Origin of the sequence: Roseburia amylophila (assembly GCF_025567465.1) — a bacterium.
In the GTDB taxonomy this organism is placed as follows: Bacteria; Bacillota; Clostridia; order Lachnospirales; family Lachnospiraceae; genus Roseburia_C; species Roseburia_C amylophila.
Genome location: NZ_JAOQKI010000009.1, coordinates 76744 through 94963, shown reverse-complemented (window position 1 = coordinate 94963; position 18220 = coordinate 76744). Strand labels below are relative to the sequence as shown.

Annotated in this window: 16 protein-coding genes; all 16 read left to right on the top strand. The window is 42.1% G+C overall.

The window, feature by feature from the left end; genetic code table 11:
* Positions 1-8: 8 nt before the first annotated feature.
* The 16 genes from dxr (at position 9) to OCV43_RS07545 (ending at position 18219) form a co-directional block, all read left to right on the top strand.
* The gene (dxr, locus tag OCV43_RS07620) at positions 9-1151 is read left to right on the top strand and encodes a 1-deoxy-D-xylulose-5-phosphate reductoisomerase (RefSeq protein ID WP_022243271.1); all 1143 of its coding nucleotides are present in this window, start codon (positions 9-11) and stop codon (positions 1149-1151) included.
* A gap of 1 nt (position 1152) precedes the next feature.
* Entirely contained in the window at positions 1153-2184 is a 1032-nt protein-coding gene (rseP, locus tag OCV43_RS07615; RefSeq protein ID WP_227709780.1) for an RIP metalloprotease RseP, read from the top strand.
* A gap of 28 nt (positions 2185-2212) precedes the next feature.
* Entirely contained in the window at positions 2213-3271 is a 1059-nt protein-coding gene (gene ispG / locus OCV43_RS07610; protein ID WP_262623784.1) for a flavodoxin-dependent (E)-4-hydroxy-3-methylbut-2-enyl-diphosphate synthase, read from the top strand.
* A gap of 8 nt (positions 3272-3279) precedes the next feature.
* Positions 3280-7800 carry a PolC-type DNA polymerase III gene (locus tag OCV43_RS07605; RefSeq protein ID WP_262623783.1) on the top strand — a complete coding sequence of 1507 codons (4521 nt, stop codon included), beginning with the start codon at positions 3280-3282 and terminating at the stop codon, positions 7798-7800.
* A 38-nt stretch (positions 7801-7838) separates the two neighbouring features.
* Entirely contained in the window at positions 7839-8675 is an 837-nt protein-coding gene (locus OCV43_RS07600) for a purine-nucleoside phosphorylase (RefSeq protein ID WP_262623782.1), read from the top strand.
* Between the two features lie 91 nt (positions 8676-8766).
* The gene (locus OCV43_RS07595) at positions 8767-10071 is read left to right on the top strand and encodes an amidohydrolase (RefSeq protein ID WP_262623781.1); all 1305 of its coding nucleotides are present in this window, start codon (positions 8767-8769) and stop codon (positions 10069-10071) included.
* Positions 10072-10081: 10 nt separating this feature from the next.
* On the top strand, positions 10082-10840 hold the full coding sequence (locus tag OCV43_RS07590) for an MBL fold metallo-hydrolase (RefSeq protein WP_262623780.1): 759 nt from the start codon (positions 10082-10084) through the stop codon (positions 10838-10840).
* 128 nt (positions 10841-10968) lie between these two features.
* Positions 10969-11133 carry a hypothetical protein gene (locus tag OCV43_RS07585; protein WP_022243264.1) on the top strand — a complete coding sequence of 55 codons (165 nt, stop codon included), beginning with the start codon at positions 10969-10971 and terminating at the stop codon, positions 11131-11133.
* Between the two features lie 18 nt (positions 11134-11151).
* A complete protein-coding gene (alaS, locus tag OCV43_RS07580; RefSeq protein ID WP_331494983.1) occupies positions 11152-13815 on the top strand; it encodes an alanine--tRNA ligase in 2664 nt (887 codons plus the stop codon).
* A gap of 160 nt (positions 13816-13975) precedes the next feature.
* Complete coding sequence (gene rpsU, locus OCV43_RS07575) at positions 13976-14152, top strand: 30S ribosomal protein S21 (RefSeq protein WP_021737899.1); 177 nt, start codon at positions 13976-13978, stop codon at positions 14150-14152.
* A gap of 493 nt (positions 14153-14645) precedes the next feature.
* Complete coding sequence (locus tag OCV43_RS07570; protein WP_117947068.1) at positions 14646-14891, top strand: hypothetical protein; 246 nt, start codon at positions 14646-14648, stop codon at positions 14889-14891.
* Positions 14892-14952: 61 nt separating this feature from the next.
* Positions 14953-15900 carry a stage III sporulation protein AA gene (spoIIIAA, locus tag OCV43_RS07565; RefSeq protein ID WP_262623779.1) on the top strand — a complete coding sequence of 316 codons (948 nt, stop codon included), beginning with the start codon at positions 14953-14955 and terminating at the stop codon, positions 15898-15900.
* Entirely contained in the window at positions 15888-16406 is a 519-nt protein-coding gene (locus OCV43_RS07560) for a stage III sporulation protein AB (RefSeq protein ID WP_262623778.1), read from the top strand. Before spoIIIAA ends, OCV43_RS07560 begins: the two co-directional genes overlap by 13 nt.
* A gap of 11 nt (positions 16407-16417) precedes the next feature.
* Positions 16418-16612: a stage III sporulation protein AC gene (gene spoIIIAC / locus OCV43_RS07555; RefSeq protein ID WP_022243260.1), complete on the top strand. Its 195-nt coding sequence runs from the start codon at positions 16418-16420 to the stop codon at positions 16610-16612.
* 9 nt (positions 16613-16621) lie between these two features.
* Entirely contained in the window at positions 16622-17005 is a 384-nt protein-coding gene (locus tag OCV43_RS07550; RefSeq protein WP_022243259.1) for a SpoIIIAC/SpoIIIAD family protein, read from the top strand.
* Positions 17002-18219 (top strand): stage III sporulation protein AE, encoded by a 1218-nt coding sequence (locus OCV43_RS07545; RefSeq protein WP_262623777.1) that lies wholly within the window; start codon positions 17002-17004, stop codon positions 18217-18219. Before OCV43_RS07550 ends, OCV43_RS07545 begins: the two co-directional genes overlap by 4 nt.
* The last annotated feature ends 1 nt before the right edge of the window (position 18220 follow it).

Sequence of the window (18220 nt, the reverse complement as noted above, 5' to 3'; positions counted from 1 at the left end):
GAGGAAGCATGAAGAAGATTGCAATTTTAGGTTCCACTGGTTCCATTGGAACCCAGACACTTTCTGTTGTAAGAGAACATGGAGATATTGAAGTAACTGCACTTGCGGCAGGACATAATATTGCAAAATTAGAAGAACAGATCCGGGAGTTTCATCCGGCTTTGGTTGCTGTATGGGCAGAAGAGGACGCGATTGAGCTTCGGACAAGGGTTGCAGATTTGAAGGTAAAGGTGGCTTCCGGGATGGAAGGACTTTTAGAAGTAGCAACGGAAGAGAAAGCAGAGATTCTTGTAACTGCCATTGTAGGTATGCTTGGTATCCGTCCGACCATAGCCGCTATGAAAGCAGGAAAGGACATTGCACTAGCTAATAAGGAGACTTTAGTTACCGCAGGACATATTATTATGCCGCTGGCAAAGGAATGTAATGTGAAAATCCTTCCAGTGGACAGTGAACACAGTGCAATCTTTCAGTCTCTGCAGGGAGCCGGAGACAATAAAATTGCAAAAATACTTTTGACAGCTTCCGGCGGACCATTCCGTGGAAAGAAGCGGGCGGAATTAGAACAGGTAAAAGTGGAAGATGCATTGAAGCATCCGAACTGGAGCATGGGACGTAAAATCACTATTGATTCCGCAACCATGATAAATAAAGGACTTGAAGTCATTGAAGCAAAATGGCTGTTTGATGTAAATGCAGACCAGATTCAGGTTGTAGTACAACCACAGAGTATCATACATTCTATGGTAGAGTATGAAGACGGTGCAGTCATTGCACAGCTTGGAACAGCAGATATGCGGCTTCCAATCCAGTATGCCCTGTATTATCCGAACCGGTTACACTTAAGTGGAGACCGGCTGGATTTCTGGAAAATGAAGGCAATTACATTGGAAGAGCCGGATATGGAGACTTTTTATGGATTGAAGCTGGCTTATGAAGCCTGCAGAAAGGGCGGTAACATTCCGACTGCTTTTAATGCAGCAAATGAGAGAGCGGTAGCAATGTTCTTAGACGGAAAGATTCGTTTCTTAGAGATTCCGGAAATCGCACAGGCGTGTATGGAGCAGTGTACCTATATTGCCAGTCCGTCCGTAGAAGAAATCCTTGCAACAGAGCAGGCCGCGTATGAGTATATAGAGAGCAGGTGGTAGATTGAAAATAATCATTGCAATCTTAATGTTCAGTTTTATTATTATTTTTCATGAACTGGGACATTTTTTGCTGGCAAAGAAAAATAAAATCAAAGTAAATGAATTTTGTCTGGGACTTGGACCAACGCTATTTGGAATTACAAAGGGAGAGACAAAATATTCCATAAAACTGCTGCCTTTTGGTGGAGCATGTATGATGGAAGGCGAAGACGGAGAGTCGGAAAGTGAAGGCTCCTTTAACAGCAAGTCCGTATGGGCGAGAATAGCAGTTGTAGCGGCAGGACCGGTTTTTAACTTTATTCTGGCATTCCTTCTGGCACTGATTGTTATCGGGACAGCCGGATTTGACCGGCCGGAGGTAAAAGGTGTTATGGAAGGATATCCGGCAGAGGAAGCAGGACTTCAGGCTGGAGATATCATTAAAGAAATCAATGGAAAGAACATTCATATTTATCGTGAAGTAAGTGTTTACACGCTATTTCATTCCAATGAGAATCTGGAAGTGACCTATGAAAGAGATGGAGAGGAATATACCTGTACCATCAGCCCGAAATATAATGAAGAAGCAGGAAGAAATCTCTTTGGAATCTATGGAAATACCATGCGTGAGCGGGGTAATATTTTTGAGACTATAAAATATAGCATATATGAAGTGAAATACTGGATAGAAGTTACCATGGACAGCTTGAAGATGTTAGTGACCGGAAGAGTCAGTGTCAATGAACTTTCGGGACCGGTAGGTATTGTAAAGAATATTGGTGATACTTATGACGAGAGCAAGTCAGCTGGAACGCTATCGGTGGTATTGACATTAATTAATTATTCCATAATGCTGACTGCCAATCTTGGAATTATGAACCTGCTTCCATTACCGGCATTAGACGGAGGAAGACTGGTATTTCTGATTATAGAAGCCGTCAGAAAGAAACGGGTGGATCCGGACAAAGAGGGCATGGTTCATTTTGTCGGACTGATGCTGCTTCTGGCATTGATGGTGCTTGTTATGTTTAATGATATTCGAAAATTATTTTAAATAATCCTGCACAGGAGGAAAAGCAATCATGGAACGAAAAGATACGAAAGTGGTAAAAATAGGAGACCGTATCATCGGTGGAAAAAATCCAATCCTGATACAGTCAATGACCAATACAAAGACAGAGGATGTAAAAGCAACCGTAGAGCAGATTAACCGTCTGGCAGCGGCAGGCTGTGATATCATCCGCTGTGCGGTGCCGACAATGGAAGCCGCAGAAGCATTGACTGAGATTAAGAAGCAGATAGCAATACCACTGGTTGCAGATATTCATTTTGATTACCGGCTGGCTATTGCTGCCATGGAGCATGGAGCAGATAAAATCAGAATCAATCCGGGCAACATCGGAAGCAAAGAGCGTGTGCAGGCTATGGTAGACGTAGCAAAGGAAAGAAATATTCCAATCCGTGTGGGAGTCAACAGCGGTTCACTGGAAAAGGATTTAGTAGAAAAATATCATGGTGTTACCGCAGAAGGCATTGTAGAAAGTGCTTTGGATAAAGTGCATCTTATTGAAGATATGGGATATGACAATCTCGTTATCAGTATCAAATCTTCAGATGTTATGATGTGTGTAAAAGCCCATGAACTGATTGCTGAGCAAACCGATCATCCCCTGCATGTGGGAATTACAGAGGCAGGAACGATTATCAGCGGAAATATTAAATCCTCCATTGGACTGGGACTGATTTTAAATCAGGGGATTGGAGATACCATTCGTGTTTCATTAACCGGAGATCCGTTAGAAGAAATCAAATCAGCAAAACTGATTTTAAGAACTTTAGGGCTTCGTAAAGGTGGTATTGAGGTAGTATCCTGTCCGACCTGTGGAAGAACAAGAATCAACTTAATCGAACTGGCAAATCAGGTAGAGAATATGGTAGCGGACATTCCTTTAGACATCAAGGTTGCTGTTATGGGCTGTGTAGTCAACGGACCGGGAGAAGCAAAGGAAGCCGATATCGGAATTGCCGGCGGTGTGGGAGAAGGACTAATTATAAAGCATGGTCAGATAGACCGTAAAGTACCGGAGAATCAGCTCTTAAGTGAATTAAGAAAGGAACTTTTGAACTGGAATAAGGAGTAGGAAAAATTATGGCAAAACTGTTTTTTGAAGTTTTTCCAACATTAAAGATTACCGGAGAGATGAGTACACTTTTGAAAGAAACAGAGATTACAAAAGTGGCATCGAATTCCGCACAGAATGCACTGCGGATTTATTTAGAGAGTACAAGGCTAATTCCAAAACCGGAAATCTATCATATTGAACAAGAAATCAGACAACAGCTATTTCCGCACAAGGAGGTAGCTGTTAAAATCATAGAAAAATTTAATTTATCCAGCCAGTATACACCGGAAAAACTGATGGCGGTATACCGGGAGAGTATTTTAGAAGAGATTCGCAATTACAGCGTATTGCTCTATAATCTGATGCGCTGCAGCAAAATGGAATTTGACCGGGAAGACCATATGATTCTTACTTTAGAGGATACTATTGTTGCCACAGAGCGGAGCAATGAACTGATTGATATCTTAGAAAAAATCATCTGCGAACGTTGTGGATTAAAATTAATGATTGAGCCACAGTATGAGAAACCGGCAGAAAATGATTATTTAAAGAGCGCAGACAGCCAGATTGAAACAGAGGTTGCCCATATCGTGGCACGTACTGCAGCAGCAAGAACGCAGAATACGGATGGCATGGAACAGCCTGCAATAAAAGAGGCAGAAGTACAGCGGAATGGAGAAGCAGCGAAGACAGAAAAAGTTCCTGCTGTCCCGGAAAAAAATCAGACCACCGGTGCAGAAGGCACAGGAGCAGTGCCTTCTGCTGGAAAGAATAACTTTTCCGGCGGAAAGGATTTCAAGGGAAAATCTTCCTTCCAGAGAAGAGAGTTTGTTAAAAAATCAGACAATCCGGATGTTATTTATGGTCGTGATTTTGAAGAGGATGCAATTCCGATTGAGACCATCGTAGGTGAAATGGGAGAAGTTGTCATCCGTGGACAGATAATGACATTAGATACAAGAGAAATCCGTGGTGAAAAGACAATTATCATTATGTCAGTAACGGATTTTACGGATTCCATTGTGCTTAAAATCTTTACAAAAAATGAGAATCTACCGGAACTGATGGGAGATTTGAAAAAGGGAGCATTTCTTAAAATTAAGGGTGTAACGACCATTGATAAATTTGACAGTGAGCTGACCATCGGCTCCATTGTCGGAATTAAGAAAATCCCTGATTTTACTACAATAAGAATGGACAACAGCCCGTTAAAGAGAGTAGAGCTTCATTGCCATACCAAGATGAGTGACATGGATGGTGTTACCGATGTAGGAGATCTGGTAAAAAGGGCATATAAGTGGGGACATAAGGCACTGGCGATTACCGATCATGGAAATGTCCAGGCATTCCCGATTGCAAACCATGCACTGCCGGATGACCCGGACTTTAAGATTATCTATGGTGTGGAAGCTTATCTTGTGGATGACTTAAAGGACATTGTAGAAAATTCAAAGAATCAGTCCCTGCAGGATGCCTATGTGGTATTCGATATAGAGACCACCGGATTTTCACCGCTGGTAAATAAAATTATTGAAATTGGTGCGGTAAAAGTAGAAAAGGGGAATATAACCGAGCGTTTTTCCACTTTTGTTAATCCGGAAGTGCCGATTCCGTTCCACATTGAAAATCTGACCGGAATCAAAGATGATATGGTAATTACGGCACCGGTGATTGCAGAAGTTATGCCGGAGTTCTTAGCCTTCTGTGATGGTGCTGTTATGGTAGCACACAATGCTGATTTTGATATGAGTTTTATCAAATATAACTGTGACCGTTTAAGCATTCCTTATGATTTTACCATTGCAGATACTGTTGCCATGGCACGAATGCTGTTGCCGAATCTGAACCGTTTTAAGCTGGATACCGTAGCAAGGGCATTAAATATTTCGCTGGAGAATCATCACCGTGCGGTAGACGATGCAGCATGTACCGCTGAAATATTCGAAAAGTTTGTAAAAATGCTTGCTGACCGTGGCATCAATACACTGGATGAATTAAATGCCGAGGGACATGTCAGCAAAGAGACCGTTATGAAGATGCCGACCCATCATGCTATTATTCTTGCAACGAATGATCTGGGTCGTGTGAATCTCTATAAGCTGATATCCTTATCCCACCTTGATTATTTCCATCAGAGGGCGAGAATTCCAAAGAGCGAATACTTAAAACACAAGGAAGGCTTACTGATTGGTTCTGCCTGTGAGGCGGGAGAACTTTATCAGGCAATTTTACAGGGACGGCCGCAGGAAGAGATTATCCGTCTGGTGAAGTTTTATGATTACCTTGAAATCCAGCCTCTTGGAAATAATGCATTTATGATAAAAGATGAAAAAGCACCGATTTCCACCATGGATGAATTAAAGGACATTAACCGCCGGATTGTAAAATTAGGAGAAGAATTCCATAAGCCGGTTGTGGCAACCTGTGATGTGCATTTTATGGACCCGGAGGATGAAGTATACCGTCGGATTATTCTGGCGGGTAAAGGCTTTAAGGATGCCGATGAGCAGGCTCCGCTATATCTTCGTACCACAGAAGAAATGTTGGAGGAATTCAGCTATTTAGGCAGTGAGAAAGCGAAAGAAGTCGTTATCGATAATACCAATATGATTGCAGATATGTGCGAGCGCATTTCTCCAGTTCGTCCGGATAAATGTCCGCCGGTGATTGAAAATTCCGACCAGATGCTGCGTGATATCTGCTATAACAAGGCACATGAGATGTATGGAGAGGATTTGCCGGAAATCGTATCGGAGCGATTGGAGCGGGAGTTAAAATCCATCATCGGAAACGGTTATGCGGTAATGTATATCATTGCCCAGAAGCTGGTTTGGAAATCAAATGAGGATGGTTATCTGGTAGGTTCCCGTGGATCCGTAGGTTCTTCTTTTGCGGCAACCATGTCCGGAATCACGGAGGTAAATCCGCTGGCACCGCATTATTACTGTGCCCACTGTCATTACAGTGATTTTGATTCGCCGGAAGTAAAGAAATATGGCGGACAGTCCGGTTGTGACATGCCGGATAAGCGGTGTCCGAACTGTGGCAAGCCGTTAGTGAAAGCCGGTTTTGATATTCCGTTTGAAACATTCCTTGGATTTAAGGGAAATAAAGAGCCGGATATTGATCTTAATTTCTCCGGTGATTACCAGAGTAAATCCCATAAATATACAGAAGTAATTTTCGGTGCGGGACAGACCTTCCGTGCCGGAACCATTGGTACGCTGGCAGATAAAACCGCATTCGGTTATGTAAAGAATTATTATGAAGAGCATGGTGTGCATAAGAGAAATTGTGAGATAGACCGGATTGTGCAGGGCTGCGTGGGAATCCACCGGACCACCGGACAGCATCCGGGAGGTATCGTAGTATTGCCGGTGGGGGAAGAGATTTATTCCTTTACACCGATTCAGCATCCTGCCAACGATATGACAACCGATATTATTACGACTCATTTTGAGTACCATTCCATTGATCACAACTTATTAAAGCTTGATATTCTCGGACACGACGATCCGACCATGATCCGTATGCTTGAGGACTTAACCGGAATTGATGCACAGAAGATTCCACTGGATGATAAGTCCGTCATGTCCTTATTTAAGAATACCAGTGCACTGAGTATTACACCGGATATGTTGACAAACTGTACACTTGGAGCACTTGGAATTCCAGAGTTTGGAACAGACTTTGCGATGCAGATGTTAATTGACGCAGACCCGCAGTCCTTTTCCCATCTGATTCGAATTGCAGGTCTGTCACACGGTACGGATGTATGGTTAGGAAATGCCCAGACATTGATTGAAGAGGGAAAAGCAACCATTTCTACGGCAATCTGTACCCGTGATGATATCATGATTTATCTTATCAGTATGGGACTTGACAGTGAGGAATCCTTTACCATTATGGAGTCTGTCCGTAAGGGAAAGGGCTTAAAACCGGAGTGGGAGGAAGAAATGACTGCCCATGGCGTACCGGACTGGTATATCTGGTCCTGTAAGAAGATTAAGTATATGTTCCCGAAGGCCCATGCGGCGGCATACGTTATGATGGCGTGGCGTATTGCTTACTGTAAGGTATTTTATCCGCTGGCATATTATGCAGCATACTTTTCCATCCGTGCAACCGGATTCAGTTATGAGCTTATGTGTCAGGGAAAGGATAAGCTGAATTACTTCATGCGTGATTATGAGAAACGAAAGGATTCACTATCGAAGAAGGAGCAGGATACCTATAAGGATATGCGTATTGTGCAGGAAATGTATGCAAGAGGCTATGAGTTCTGGACCATTGATTTATATAAAGCCCAGGCATCCCGTTTCCAGATTATTGATGGCAAACTGATGCCTGCCTTAAGTACGATAGATGGTCTTGGCGAGAAGGCGGCAGAGGCAGTGGTAGAGGCTGCCAAGGATGGTCCTTTTCTATCCAAGGATGATTTCAGGCAACGGACCAAAGTTAGTAAGACCGTAATTGATCTGATGGGAGACCTTGGATTATTCGGGGACCTGCCGGAATCGAACCAGCTTTCTTTATTTGATTTTTAATACATAGGAAGGTATAATTGTTAAAAGGAGTGAGGAGCATGAACGAAGTATATGAAAAGCTTTTAAAATGTTATGCATGTTTTGAAGATAAGATTGATTTTAAACCACAGGCAGCATTGATTTTAGGCTCCGGATTAGGAGATTATGCTGACACAAATATGAAGGTGGAAGCAGTGCTTGATTATCACGATATCGAAGGGTTTCCGGTATCAACGGTACCGGGGCATAAGGGGCGCTTCGTATTCGGTTATGTAGGGGATGTGCCGGTAGTATGTATGCAGGGACGTGTGCATTATTACGAAGGTTATTCCATGCAGGATGTTGTGCTGCCAACAAGATTAATGAAAATGATGGGAGCAAAGGTACTCTTTCTTACCAATGCTGCAGGGGGAATACAGCAGGGAATGAAAGCCGGAGATCTGATGATGATTACCGGGCAGATTGGCTGCTTTGTACCATCTCCTTTAATCGGGGCAAATATCGATGAACTGGGGGAAAGGTTCCCGGATATGAGCCATATCTATGATGAGGATTTACAGAAAATAATCCGAAAAGCTGCCATTGAAGCAGATATTCCGCTTCGGGAAGGCACTTACCTGCAGTTATCAGGACCGAATTTTGAAACACCACAGGAGATTTCCATGTGCCGTGTACTGGGGGCAGATGCGGTAGGCATGAGTACAGCCTGTGAAGCCATTGCAGCAAATCATATGGGGATGAAAATCTGCGGTATTTCCTGTATTTCAAATCTCGCGGCAGGAATTTCACCATTTTCACTGATACACCGTGAAGTTCAGGAGACAGCAGATCGTGTTGCACCATTGTTTAAAAAGCTGGTGACCGATTCTATTACCGGTATGAAAACATTTCTGTAAGAAAATGGTATAGCGGGAAGCAGCTATAGAAATTAAATATAAGAGGCAGATATCTATCAGAAGAAGGTAGAAGATAAGGAGGGGATTGCGTATGAATATACGTTTTTACAATGCCAGAATCTTAGAGCCGTCAGAGGGACATTCTTTTCAGGTGATAACCGGGGAATTGTGGGTAAAGAAGAATGAGATTATCTATATCGGGGATGGCCTTGATACGGAACGTGTTTTTGAAAAAGAGCCGGCAGGAATGATTCTTTGGGACAGGGAAATTGACGCAGAGAAAAACCTGCTGCTGCCGGGATTTAAAAATGCCCATACCCATACGGCTATGACATTTTTACGTTCCTATGCGGATGACCTGCCATTACAGGACTGGCTGACAAAGCAGGTATTTCCGAAAGAGGCACTGCTTACGGCAGATGATATATACTGGCTCAGCATACTAGGCATCATGGAATATCTGACCAGCGGCATCACTTCAAATTTTGATATGTATTTCTTTCCGGAGACAATTGCAAAGGCTTCCATAGACTGTGGATTCCGGACCATGCAGGTCAGCAGCTTCAATGATTTTACAAGCTCCATTGAAGAGATGGAAGAAATTTATCATAAAGTCAATGAAATGAGTGACTTAACCGGTTATGTGCCGGGATTTCATGCGGAATATACCACCTCAAAAGAGCACTTAAAACAGGTGGCAGCATTATCCGAAAAGCTGCATGCACCGGTATATTTTCATAATTCCGAGACTGCACTTGAAGTGGAACAGTGTAAGGAGCGTTATGGAATGACACCGACCCGGCTGATGGAAGAGCTTGGAATGTTTCAATATGGCGGCGGTGGTTATCACTGTGTATATTTTGAAGATGAGGATTTTGAAATTTTTCGAAAGAGAAATCTTACGGCAGTAACGAATCCTGCATCGAATCTGAAGCTGGCAAGCGGAATCGCACCGATTGACCGCTTTATAAAAGAGGAAATTAATCTTGCTATCGGAACAGATGGCCCGGCAAGTAACAACTGCCTTGATATGTTCCGGGAAATGTTTTTAACTACCGGTCTGGCAAAGGTCAGAGAAAAGGATGCAGCCTGTGTTGGTGCGGAAGAAGTACTTTATATGGCAACGACAGGAGGAGCTGCTGCCATGGGATTAAATGAATGCGATAGTCTGGCAGAGGGAAAGAAAGCAGATTTAATCATGCTTGATTTAAAGCAGCCGAATATGCAGCCGGAAAATAATCTTGTCAGGAATATTGTATACAGCGGAAGCAAACAGAATGTAAAGCTTACCATGGTAAATGGACAAATTCTTTATGAAGATAACACATTTCAGATTGGATTTGAACCAGAAGAAATATACCGGAAAGCAAATGAAATTATTGGCAGAATGAAATGAGAGGAACGATATGAAAGTAATATTTGTGCATCATAGCTGTTTTGTGGTGGAAATGGAAGATGTGGTTTTGATATTTGATTATTTTGAAGGAAACCGTGTAACCGGTTATACTTTTACCGGAGTGCTTCCGGTATTTGACAAAGACAAATCCATTTATTTCTTTGCAAGCCATAAGCATCAGGACCACTTTGATATGAATATTTTAAAACTGGCAGAGGATTATGAAGACATTCATTTTATTTTGTCAAAAGATACAAAAATGAGTCCGAATTTTATGAAAAAACACGGTATTCCGGAGCGGGTAAAGAAATGTATCGAATATGTCATTCCGGATAAGAAATATGAAATCGGAAAAGTGACGGTAAAAACCCTTCGTTCCACGGATGCCGGTGTGGCGTTTCTGGTAAAGACCTGTGGCAAGACCATTTATCATGCAGGAGACCTTCATAACTGGAAGATGGAGCATGTGGGAGAGCTGATTAATGGCAAGATGGAGCGGGACTATAGACACCAGATACGCAAGTTAGAAGGTGAGCATATCAATGTGGCATTTGTGGTATTAGACCCGAGACTTGGTGAGTATACTGACCTTGGTTTTTCTTATTTCATGAAGAATGTGGAAGCTGATTATGTATTCCCGATGCATATGTGGCAGGATTATTCTGCCATTGAAAAATACAAGCAAAAATGTGATAATCATTTGTATACGGACCGAATCATGGATATCGAAAAAGAAAATCAGGTATTTGATATGGACAATCTCAAATGAAATTCTTGAATTATGCCATTAATTGGTCTATACTTAATACGTTTCCTGCTTAGGGGAAGGAAACAATTTCGTTACACGGGAAATCGGTAAAAAGTGGTTCCCGGAGTTAAAAACAGGAGGAAGAATGTATGGATAAATTTCTCGCATTTGGAGGCAGTTTTTTACAGTATGTAGTTATTTTTGTGATTCTGGTTGCAATTGCAGTTCTCGGTGTGTTTACAGGTATTGCACTGCGGAAACGGAAAGATGCAAAGGAACTGGCATTACATGAAGATAAAAAGGAAGAAAAATAGTTTTTTGGAGGAATTATTGTGAAGAAATACGGAGTAAATGACTTAAGAAGAATGTATCTTGAATTCTTTGAGAGCAAAGGACATCTGGCAATGAAGAGCTTTTCTTTAGTACCACATAATGATAACAGTCTTCTGCTTATCAATGCTGGTATGGCTCCATTAAAGCCATATTTTACAGGACAGGAGATTCCGCCGAGAAGAAGAGTGACAACCTGTCAGAAATGTATTCGTACCGGAGATATTGAAAATGTAGGTAAGACAGCAAGACATCTTACCTTCTTTGAGATGCTTGGAAACTTCTCTTTTGGTGATTATTTCAAACATGAAGCAATTGCATGGTCATGGGAATTCTTAACAAAAGTGTTAGAGCTTGATCCGGAGCGTCTGTATCCATCTATTTATGGAGAGGACGAAGAAGCATTTGAAATCTGGACTAAAGAAGTCGGTGTTCCGGCAGAGAAAATTACCAGATTCTATCGTGACCCGGAAACCGGAGAATGTGATAACTTCTGGGAGCATGGTGCAGGACCTTGCGGACCATGTTCTGAAATCTATTATGACCGTGGAGAAAAATATGGCTGTGGAAGTCCTGACTGTAAAGTAGGATGTGAGTGCGACCGTTTCATGGAAGTATGGAACAACGTATTTACACAGTTCGAAGGAGATGGCAAAGGTGGTTATACCGAGCTTTCCCAGAAAAATATTGATACCGGAATGGGATTAGAGCGTCTGGCAGTTGTTATGCAGGATGTAGACTCCGTATTTGATATTGATACTATGAAAGCAATCCGTGATAAGATTTGTGAATTATCAGGAAAGACTTATCAGCAGGATGCATTAGATGATGTTTCTATCCGTCTGATTACAGACCATATCCGGTCTGTAACCTTTATGGTATCTGACGGAATTATGCCAAGTAACGAGGGAAGAGGTTATGTTTTAAGAAGACTGATTCGGCGCGCTGCAAGACATGGCAGATTACTTGGAATTGACGGACTGTTCTTAGCAAAACTCAGTGATACTGTTATTCATGAGAGCAAGGATGGTTATCCGGAATTAGAAGAGAAGAAAGATTTCATCTTCAAGGTATTATCCCAGGAAGAAGAAAAATTCAATAAAACAATTGATCAGGGACTTGCTATCTTAGCAGAGATGCAGGACAAGCTGGAAAAAGAAGGAAAGAAAGAATTATCCGGAGCGGATGCTTTCAAGCTTTACGATACTTACGGATTCCCTCTTGACCTGACCCAGGAAATCTTAGAAGAAAAAGGATTTACCATTGATGAAGCCGGATTTAAGGCTGCAATGGAAGAGCAGAGAGAGAAAGCAAGAAAAGCAAGAAAAGTAACCAACTACATGGGCGCAGATGTTACCGTATATGAATCCATCGACCCAAGTATTACAACTGAATTTGTCGGATATGAGAACAATACTTATACTTCCAAGATTACAGTAATGACTACTGAGACTGAAATCACAGAAGCTTTATCCGATGGTGAGATTGGAACTATTTTCGTAGAGAAGACTCCATTCTATGCAACCATGGGTGGACAGGTAGCAGATACTGGTGTTATCAGCAGCAAGGACGGAAGCTTTGTCTTTGAAGTAGAAGATACCGTAAAGATGCTTGGCGGCAAAGTCGGACATATTGGTAAAGTTACCAAGGGAATGATTAAGACCGGTGATGAAGTAGAACTTTCCATTGATGTAGACAGAAGACTTGCAATCGGAAAGAACCACAGTGCAACACATCTTCTTCAGGAAGCTTTAAGAGAAGTACTTGGTACCCATGTACAGCAGTCCGGTTCTTATGTAGACGAGCACAGATTAAGATTTGACTTTACACATTTCTCAGCAATGACAGCAGATGAGATTACCAAAGTGGAAGACATTGTAAACCAGAAAATTGCAGAAGCACTTCCTGTTATAACAGAAGTAATGTCTTTAGAGGATGCAAAGAAGACCGGTGCAATGGCATTATTTGGTGAGAAATACGGTGATACAGTCCGTGTTGTAAAAATGGGAGATTTTTCTACCGAGCTTTGCGGTGGTACCCATGTAAGCAATACAAGTGCAGTTCAGGCATTTAAGATTATTTCCGAGGCTGGAATCCAGGCGGGTGTCAGAAGAATTGAAGCCCTGACATCCAAAGGTGTATTTGAATATTATGACCAGTTAGAAGAAACCTTAAAAGAGGTTGCAAAATTATTAAAAGCGACACCTGCAAATCTTGTTGAGCGTGTAAATCATGTATTAGGCGAAGTAAAAGCATTACAGTCTGAAAATGAATCCTTAAAGAGCAAAGCGGCAAAGGATGCATTAGGCGATGTTATGAATCAGGTGGAGGAAGTAGCTGGTGTGAAACTTTTAGCAACCAGCGTTTCCGGTGTAGATATGAATGGTTTAAGAGACTTAGGAGACCAGCTCAAAGAGAAGCTTGGCGAAGGTGTTATCGTATTAGCTTCTGATTGTGATGGCAAAGTAAATCTTGTTACAATGGCAACTGAGGAAGCAATGGGCAAGGGTGCACATGCCGGTAACCTCATCAAGGGAATTGCTGCGAAGGTTGGCGGAGGCGGCGGTGGCCGTCCAAATATGGCCCAGGCTGGTGGTAAGAATCCGGCTGGCATCAAAGATGCTTTGACAGAAGCAAAGATTGTTCTTACACAGCAGTTAGCATAAAATATACTGAATTAAAAATATTTTCCGGAAAATTGGAAAAACAGCAAAAAAACGGTTGACGTACGGGAAAATTATGCTATAATCTTTGGTAGTGCAATAAAATTACCCAAACAGTTGAATATGCACAATACGCAACTGGAGGGAGGTTAGGTGTGAGACAATGTCAAATGTAATCGTAAAAGAAAACGAGACGTTAGATAGCGCTTTACGCAGATTCAAAAGAAACTGTGCGAAAGCTGGTATCCAGCAGGAAATCCGTAAAAGAGAGCATTACGAGAAACCAAGTGTTAAACGTAAGAAAAAGTCGGAAGCTGCAAGAAAACGTAAGTACAACTAATAAGATAGAAAGCTGTCACATTTGTGACAGCTTTCACTTTTTTACTTTACAGGAAATTGCTTTCCTGTAAAGTAAAAAACGCTCCGCGAGGATGCACACTGCGGCGTATAAGGTAGATGTCGCAAGCGACCGCCGCAGGCGCGAGAATGTGCCAAGGCATATTCTCTGTTCTATTGCCAAGCTTATGGGTTGCCAAGCATTTGTAAGAAACTGCCGGTGGCAGGTTTTGTAGGCGGGAAACAAATTTTAGAGCATATTTTATAAGACAAGTCATATATTAGTCGTGAGGAGAAATCCTTGCGACTTTTTTACTTTACAGGAAATTACTTTCCTGTAAAGTAAAAAATGCTCCGCGAGGATGCGCACTGCGGCGTATAAGGTAGATGTCGCAAGCGACCGCCGCAGGCGCGAGAATGTGCCAAGGCACATTCTTTTTTACGCATGTTTCTCGTAGTTACGCAAGTAGCGAGAAAAAGTCTGGAAGATATGGAAAATGTTTTTCTATGATTGGGGAAAAAGGCGGCATGGTTCCTCGAAGTATGGATGCCTGATGAAAGCTGTTAGCGGCACTTGGAATTTCAGTGGGCACCAGGCAACGCTGGCACATGGATGTGACAGCGAGGCGCAACCTGAACATGGATGTGAATTTGCGCCGGTTGCCGGGAAAAACAATATCTTAATTAAAATTCTTAGTGCCGCTTACAACTTTTATGTGGCATTCCTTTTTGAGGAACCATGACGCCGGGTTAATAATTTTAGAAAGAACATTTTTATAAAAGAAAGGAGTGAATCCGGAAACAATGTTAGAACAGGTACTTCAGATTTTTCCAGCAGAGCTTCGGAAAATGCTGCTTGCAAATAAAGATAAATTAAAGGAGACAGAGGAAATACGCATCCGTATAAACCAGCCGATGATTCTCTGGGATGGGAGAAAGGAATATTTTTTAGATAAGCTAAGTGGCAGATTAAGTGTGGAGGCGGAAGGAAGTTATTACATAAAGGAAAGTGATATTTCTGCGATGCTGACTTTTTTAAGCAGGTATTCCATTTATGCCTATGAAGAAGAGTTAAAGAGTGGATTCCTGACCTTAGAAGGTGGACACCGGGTAGGAGTAACCGGACAGATCCGGATGGAGGGAGAAAAGGTGGAACGGCTTGCTTATGTCGGATCATTGAACATAAGAATTGCACATCAGAAGATTGGATGTGCAAAGGAAATTCTGCCCTTTATCAGAACGGAACAGAGAGTGAGAAATACGCTTTTCGTATCTTCCGTTGGGATTGGAAAGACTACCCTGCTCCGGGACAGTATTCGTCTGATTTCCGGAGATGAGACAAGCAGAATACATTTTAAGGTAGGGGTGGTAGATGAGCGCTCTGAGATAGCAGCCTGCTGCCGTGGAATTCCGCAGAATAATCTTGGCATACGGACAGATGTGATAGACCGGTGTAAAAAGGCGGTTGGAATGAGGATGCTTCTTCGTTCCATGTCGCCGGATGTAATTGCAGTGGATGAACTTGGTTCCATGGAAGATTTTCAGGCAGTGGATGAAGTAATGCATTGTGGCTGCAGTATTCTTGGAACCATCCATGCAGCAGATATGTTGGAATTACAACAAAAGGAACAGCTTAGAAAATGGGTGGAACAAAAGATTTTTGAGCGGTATGTCATCTTAAAAAAGGATGATGAGGGAAGAAGACATTTTATGATTTATGATGGGACATGGGAAAAAATATGGTCCGATTGATAGGAGCAGTGCTGATACTTTTTGGAACAGTTGGAATTGGGTATGACAGAATGCGGCAGATAAAGCTGCATTATGAAGGGCTTTTAGACTGGCGGGAATGTATGCTCAAAATACAGGGAGATATGCAAAGCTTAAAGAAGCCGCTGCCGGATATTATTGCAGAATTGGGACATCATGCACCGGAAGTCTTTCAGTCCTTTTTTATGCAGGTTCATAAGGAACTGATGCAGTATGAAAATTGCAGCCCGGAAAGCTGCTGGAAGGAGGCATGGAAGTCATGGGAGAACCGGGAAATATTTACGAAAGAGGAAGGACAGCTGTTTTTGGAGTGCGGAAGGCTTTTGGAACAGGGAAGCGGAGGAATATTTGAAAAAGAGGCAGAGCTACTGATAGAGAGAATCAATATTTTGATTCAAAGGGAACAGACAGAGATGCGAGATAGGATAAAAGTCAGCATGTACCTGTGTGCTACCGCAGGAATATTTCTGGTGCTGATTCTGGTTTAATGGAGGAGAAGATGAGCGTAAACCTGATATTTAAAATTGCGGCAGTCGGTATTTTGGTGACGGTAATCAGCCAGGTGCTAAAGCACAGTGGGCGGGAAGAACATGCATTTTTAACCAGTCTGGCAGGACTTTTGATTGTGCTGTTCTGGATTGTTCCATACATATATGATTTGTTTGAAACGATGAAGTCACTATTTTCGTTGTAGAGGAGAAATATGGATATTATTCAGGTTGGATTACTGGGAATCACTGCGGTTTTCCTTGCTCTTTTTATCAAAAATTACAAAAGCGAATACAGCATTTTAATCAGCATTGTGGCATGTATTTGCATCTTTATCTTTCTGATAGGAAAATTGGAGATTGTATTGTCTTACATCAATAGTGTGGTGGAGCTGATTCCTGTAGATGGAAGGTATCTTGCCATGATTTTAAAAATGATTGGAATTACTTATGTAGCAGAATTTGCAACAGATATCTGCAGAGAATCCGGGTATCAGGCGATTGCCGGACAAATTGAAATCTTTGCCAAGCTGTCGATTCTTTTAATCAGTATGCCGGTGCTGATGGGATTTATTGAAACGTTAGGGGCTTTTTTATGAAGAAACAACCATTAAAAAATGCGTTTAAGATGCCTGTAAGAACGGCAGGATGTTTCATTATATTTTTCATGTTCTGGCTCATGCCAGGAGGACTTGTACAGGCATCTTCCGTATCAGCAGCATCAGATAACAGCAGGACAGGGACGGATAAGGATTATACGGATGATTTTATGGAACAGCTGGATTTATCAGAGATTGAGCAGTATTTAAAGGAACAGGATGCTACAGAAGAGATTAGTTTCTATGAACTGATTAAAGAGCTGGCAACCGGAAACTTTTCCTGTGACGGGCAAAAGCTGACGCAGGCAGTGGGAAGGATTCTGTGGGGAGAATTGCAGGATAATAAGGCAATACTGGTAACCGTTCTTTTACTGGCAATCAGCTGTGCATTTCTTAAAAATTTCTCCGATATTTTTCATAATACTTATATATCGGAGGTCTGCTTTTTCCTGATTTATATGGAGATGACAGTCCTGCTGCTGCAGTCCTATCAGATGATGAGTGATATTGTGGTAACGGCAATGAATCAGATTGTAGATTTTATGAATATGCTGATTCCGGTATTTGGCATGTCTCTGGCATTTTCCATGGCAAATTTTACAGCGGCAGGATTTTACCAGATTGCTTTTATCGTGGTTTATATTGTTCAGTGGGGAATGCTTGCCTGTCTGGTGCCAATGACGAAACTCTTTATTATGATGGAATTTATGAATTATATGATAGAAGGGGAACGTTTTAGCAGAATGTGTGAACTGATGGAAGAAATTATCCGCTGGTGTTTAAAATGTGCGATTGCAGCAACCATTGGTCTGAATGTGGTACAGACCATGGTGGTTCCGGTCATTGACCGCTTGAAAATGAGTACCGTCACAAAGACGATTGGAATGATACCGGGAATGGGAAATATTACAGGAGCAGTCAGTGAACTGATGCTTGGAGCGGGTATGGTCATTAAGAACAGTGTCGGAACAGCCGGGGTATTGATTTTACTTTTGCTGGTGATGTTTCCACTATGCAAAATGTTTTTGCTGAGTCTTATGTATAAAGTGACAGCGGCGGTAACCGAACCGGTATCGGATAAGAGAATTGCAGGAAGCATGAATGGGATTTGTCTGGGTTGTCGGCTGCTTACAAGGATTTTGCTTACTTCGCTGGTACTTTTTCTGGTTACGATTGCTATGATTACTGCCATATCCGGGTTTCTTATGGGATAGA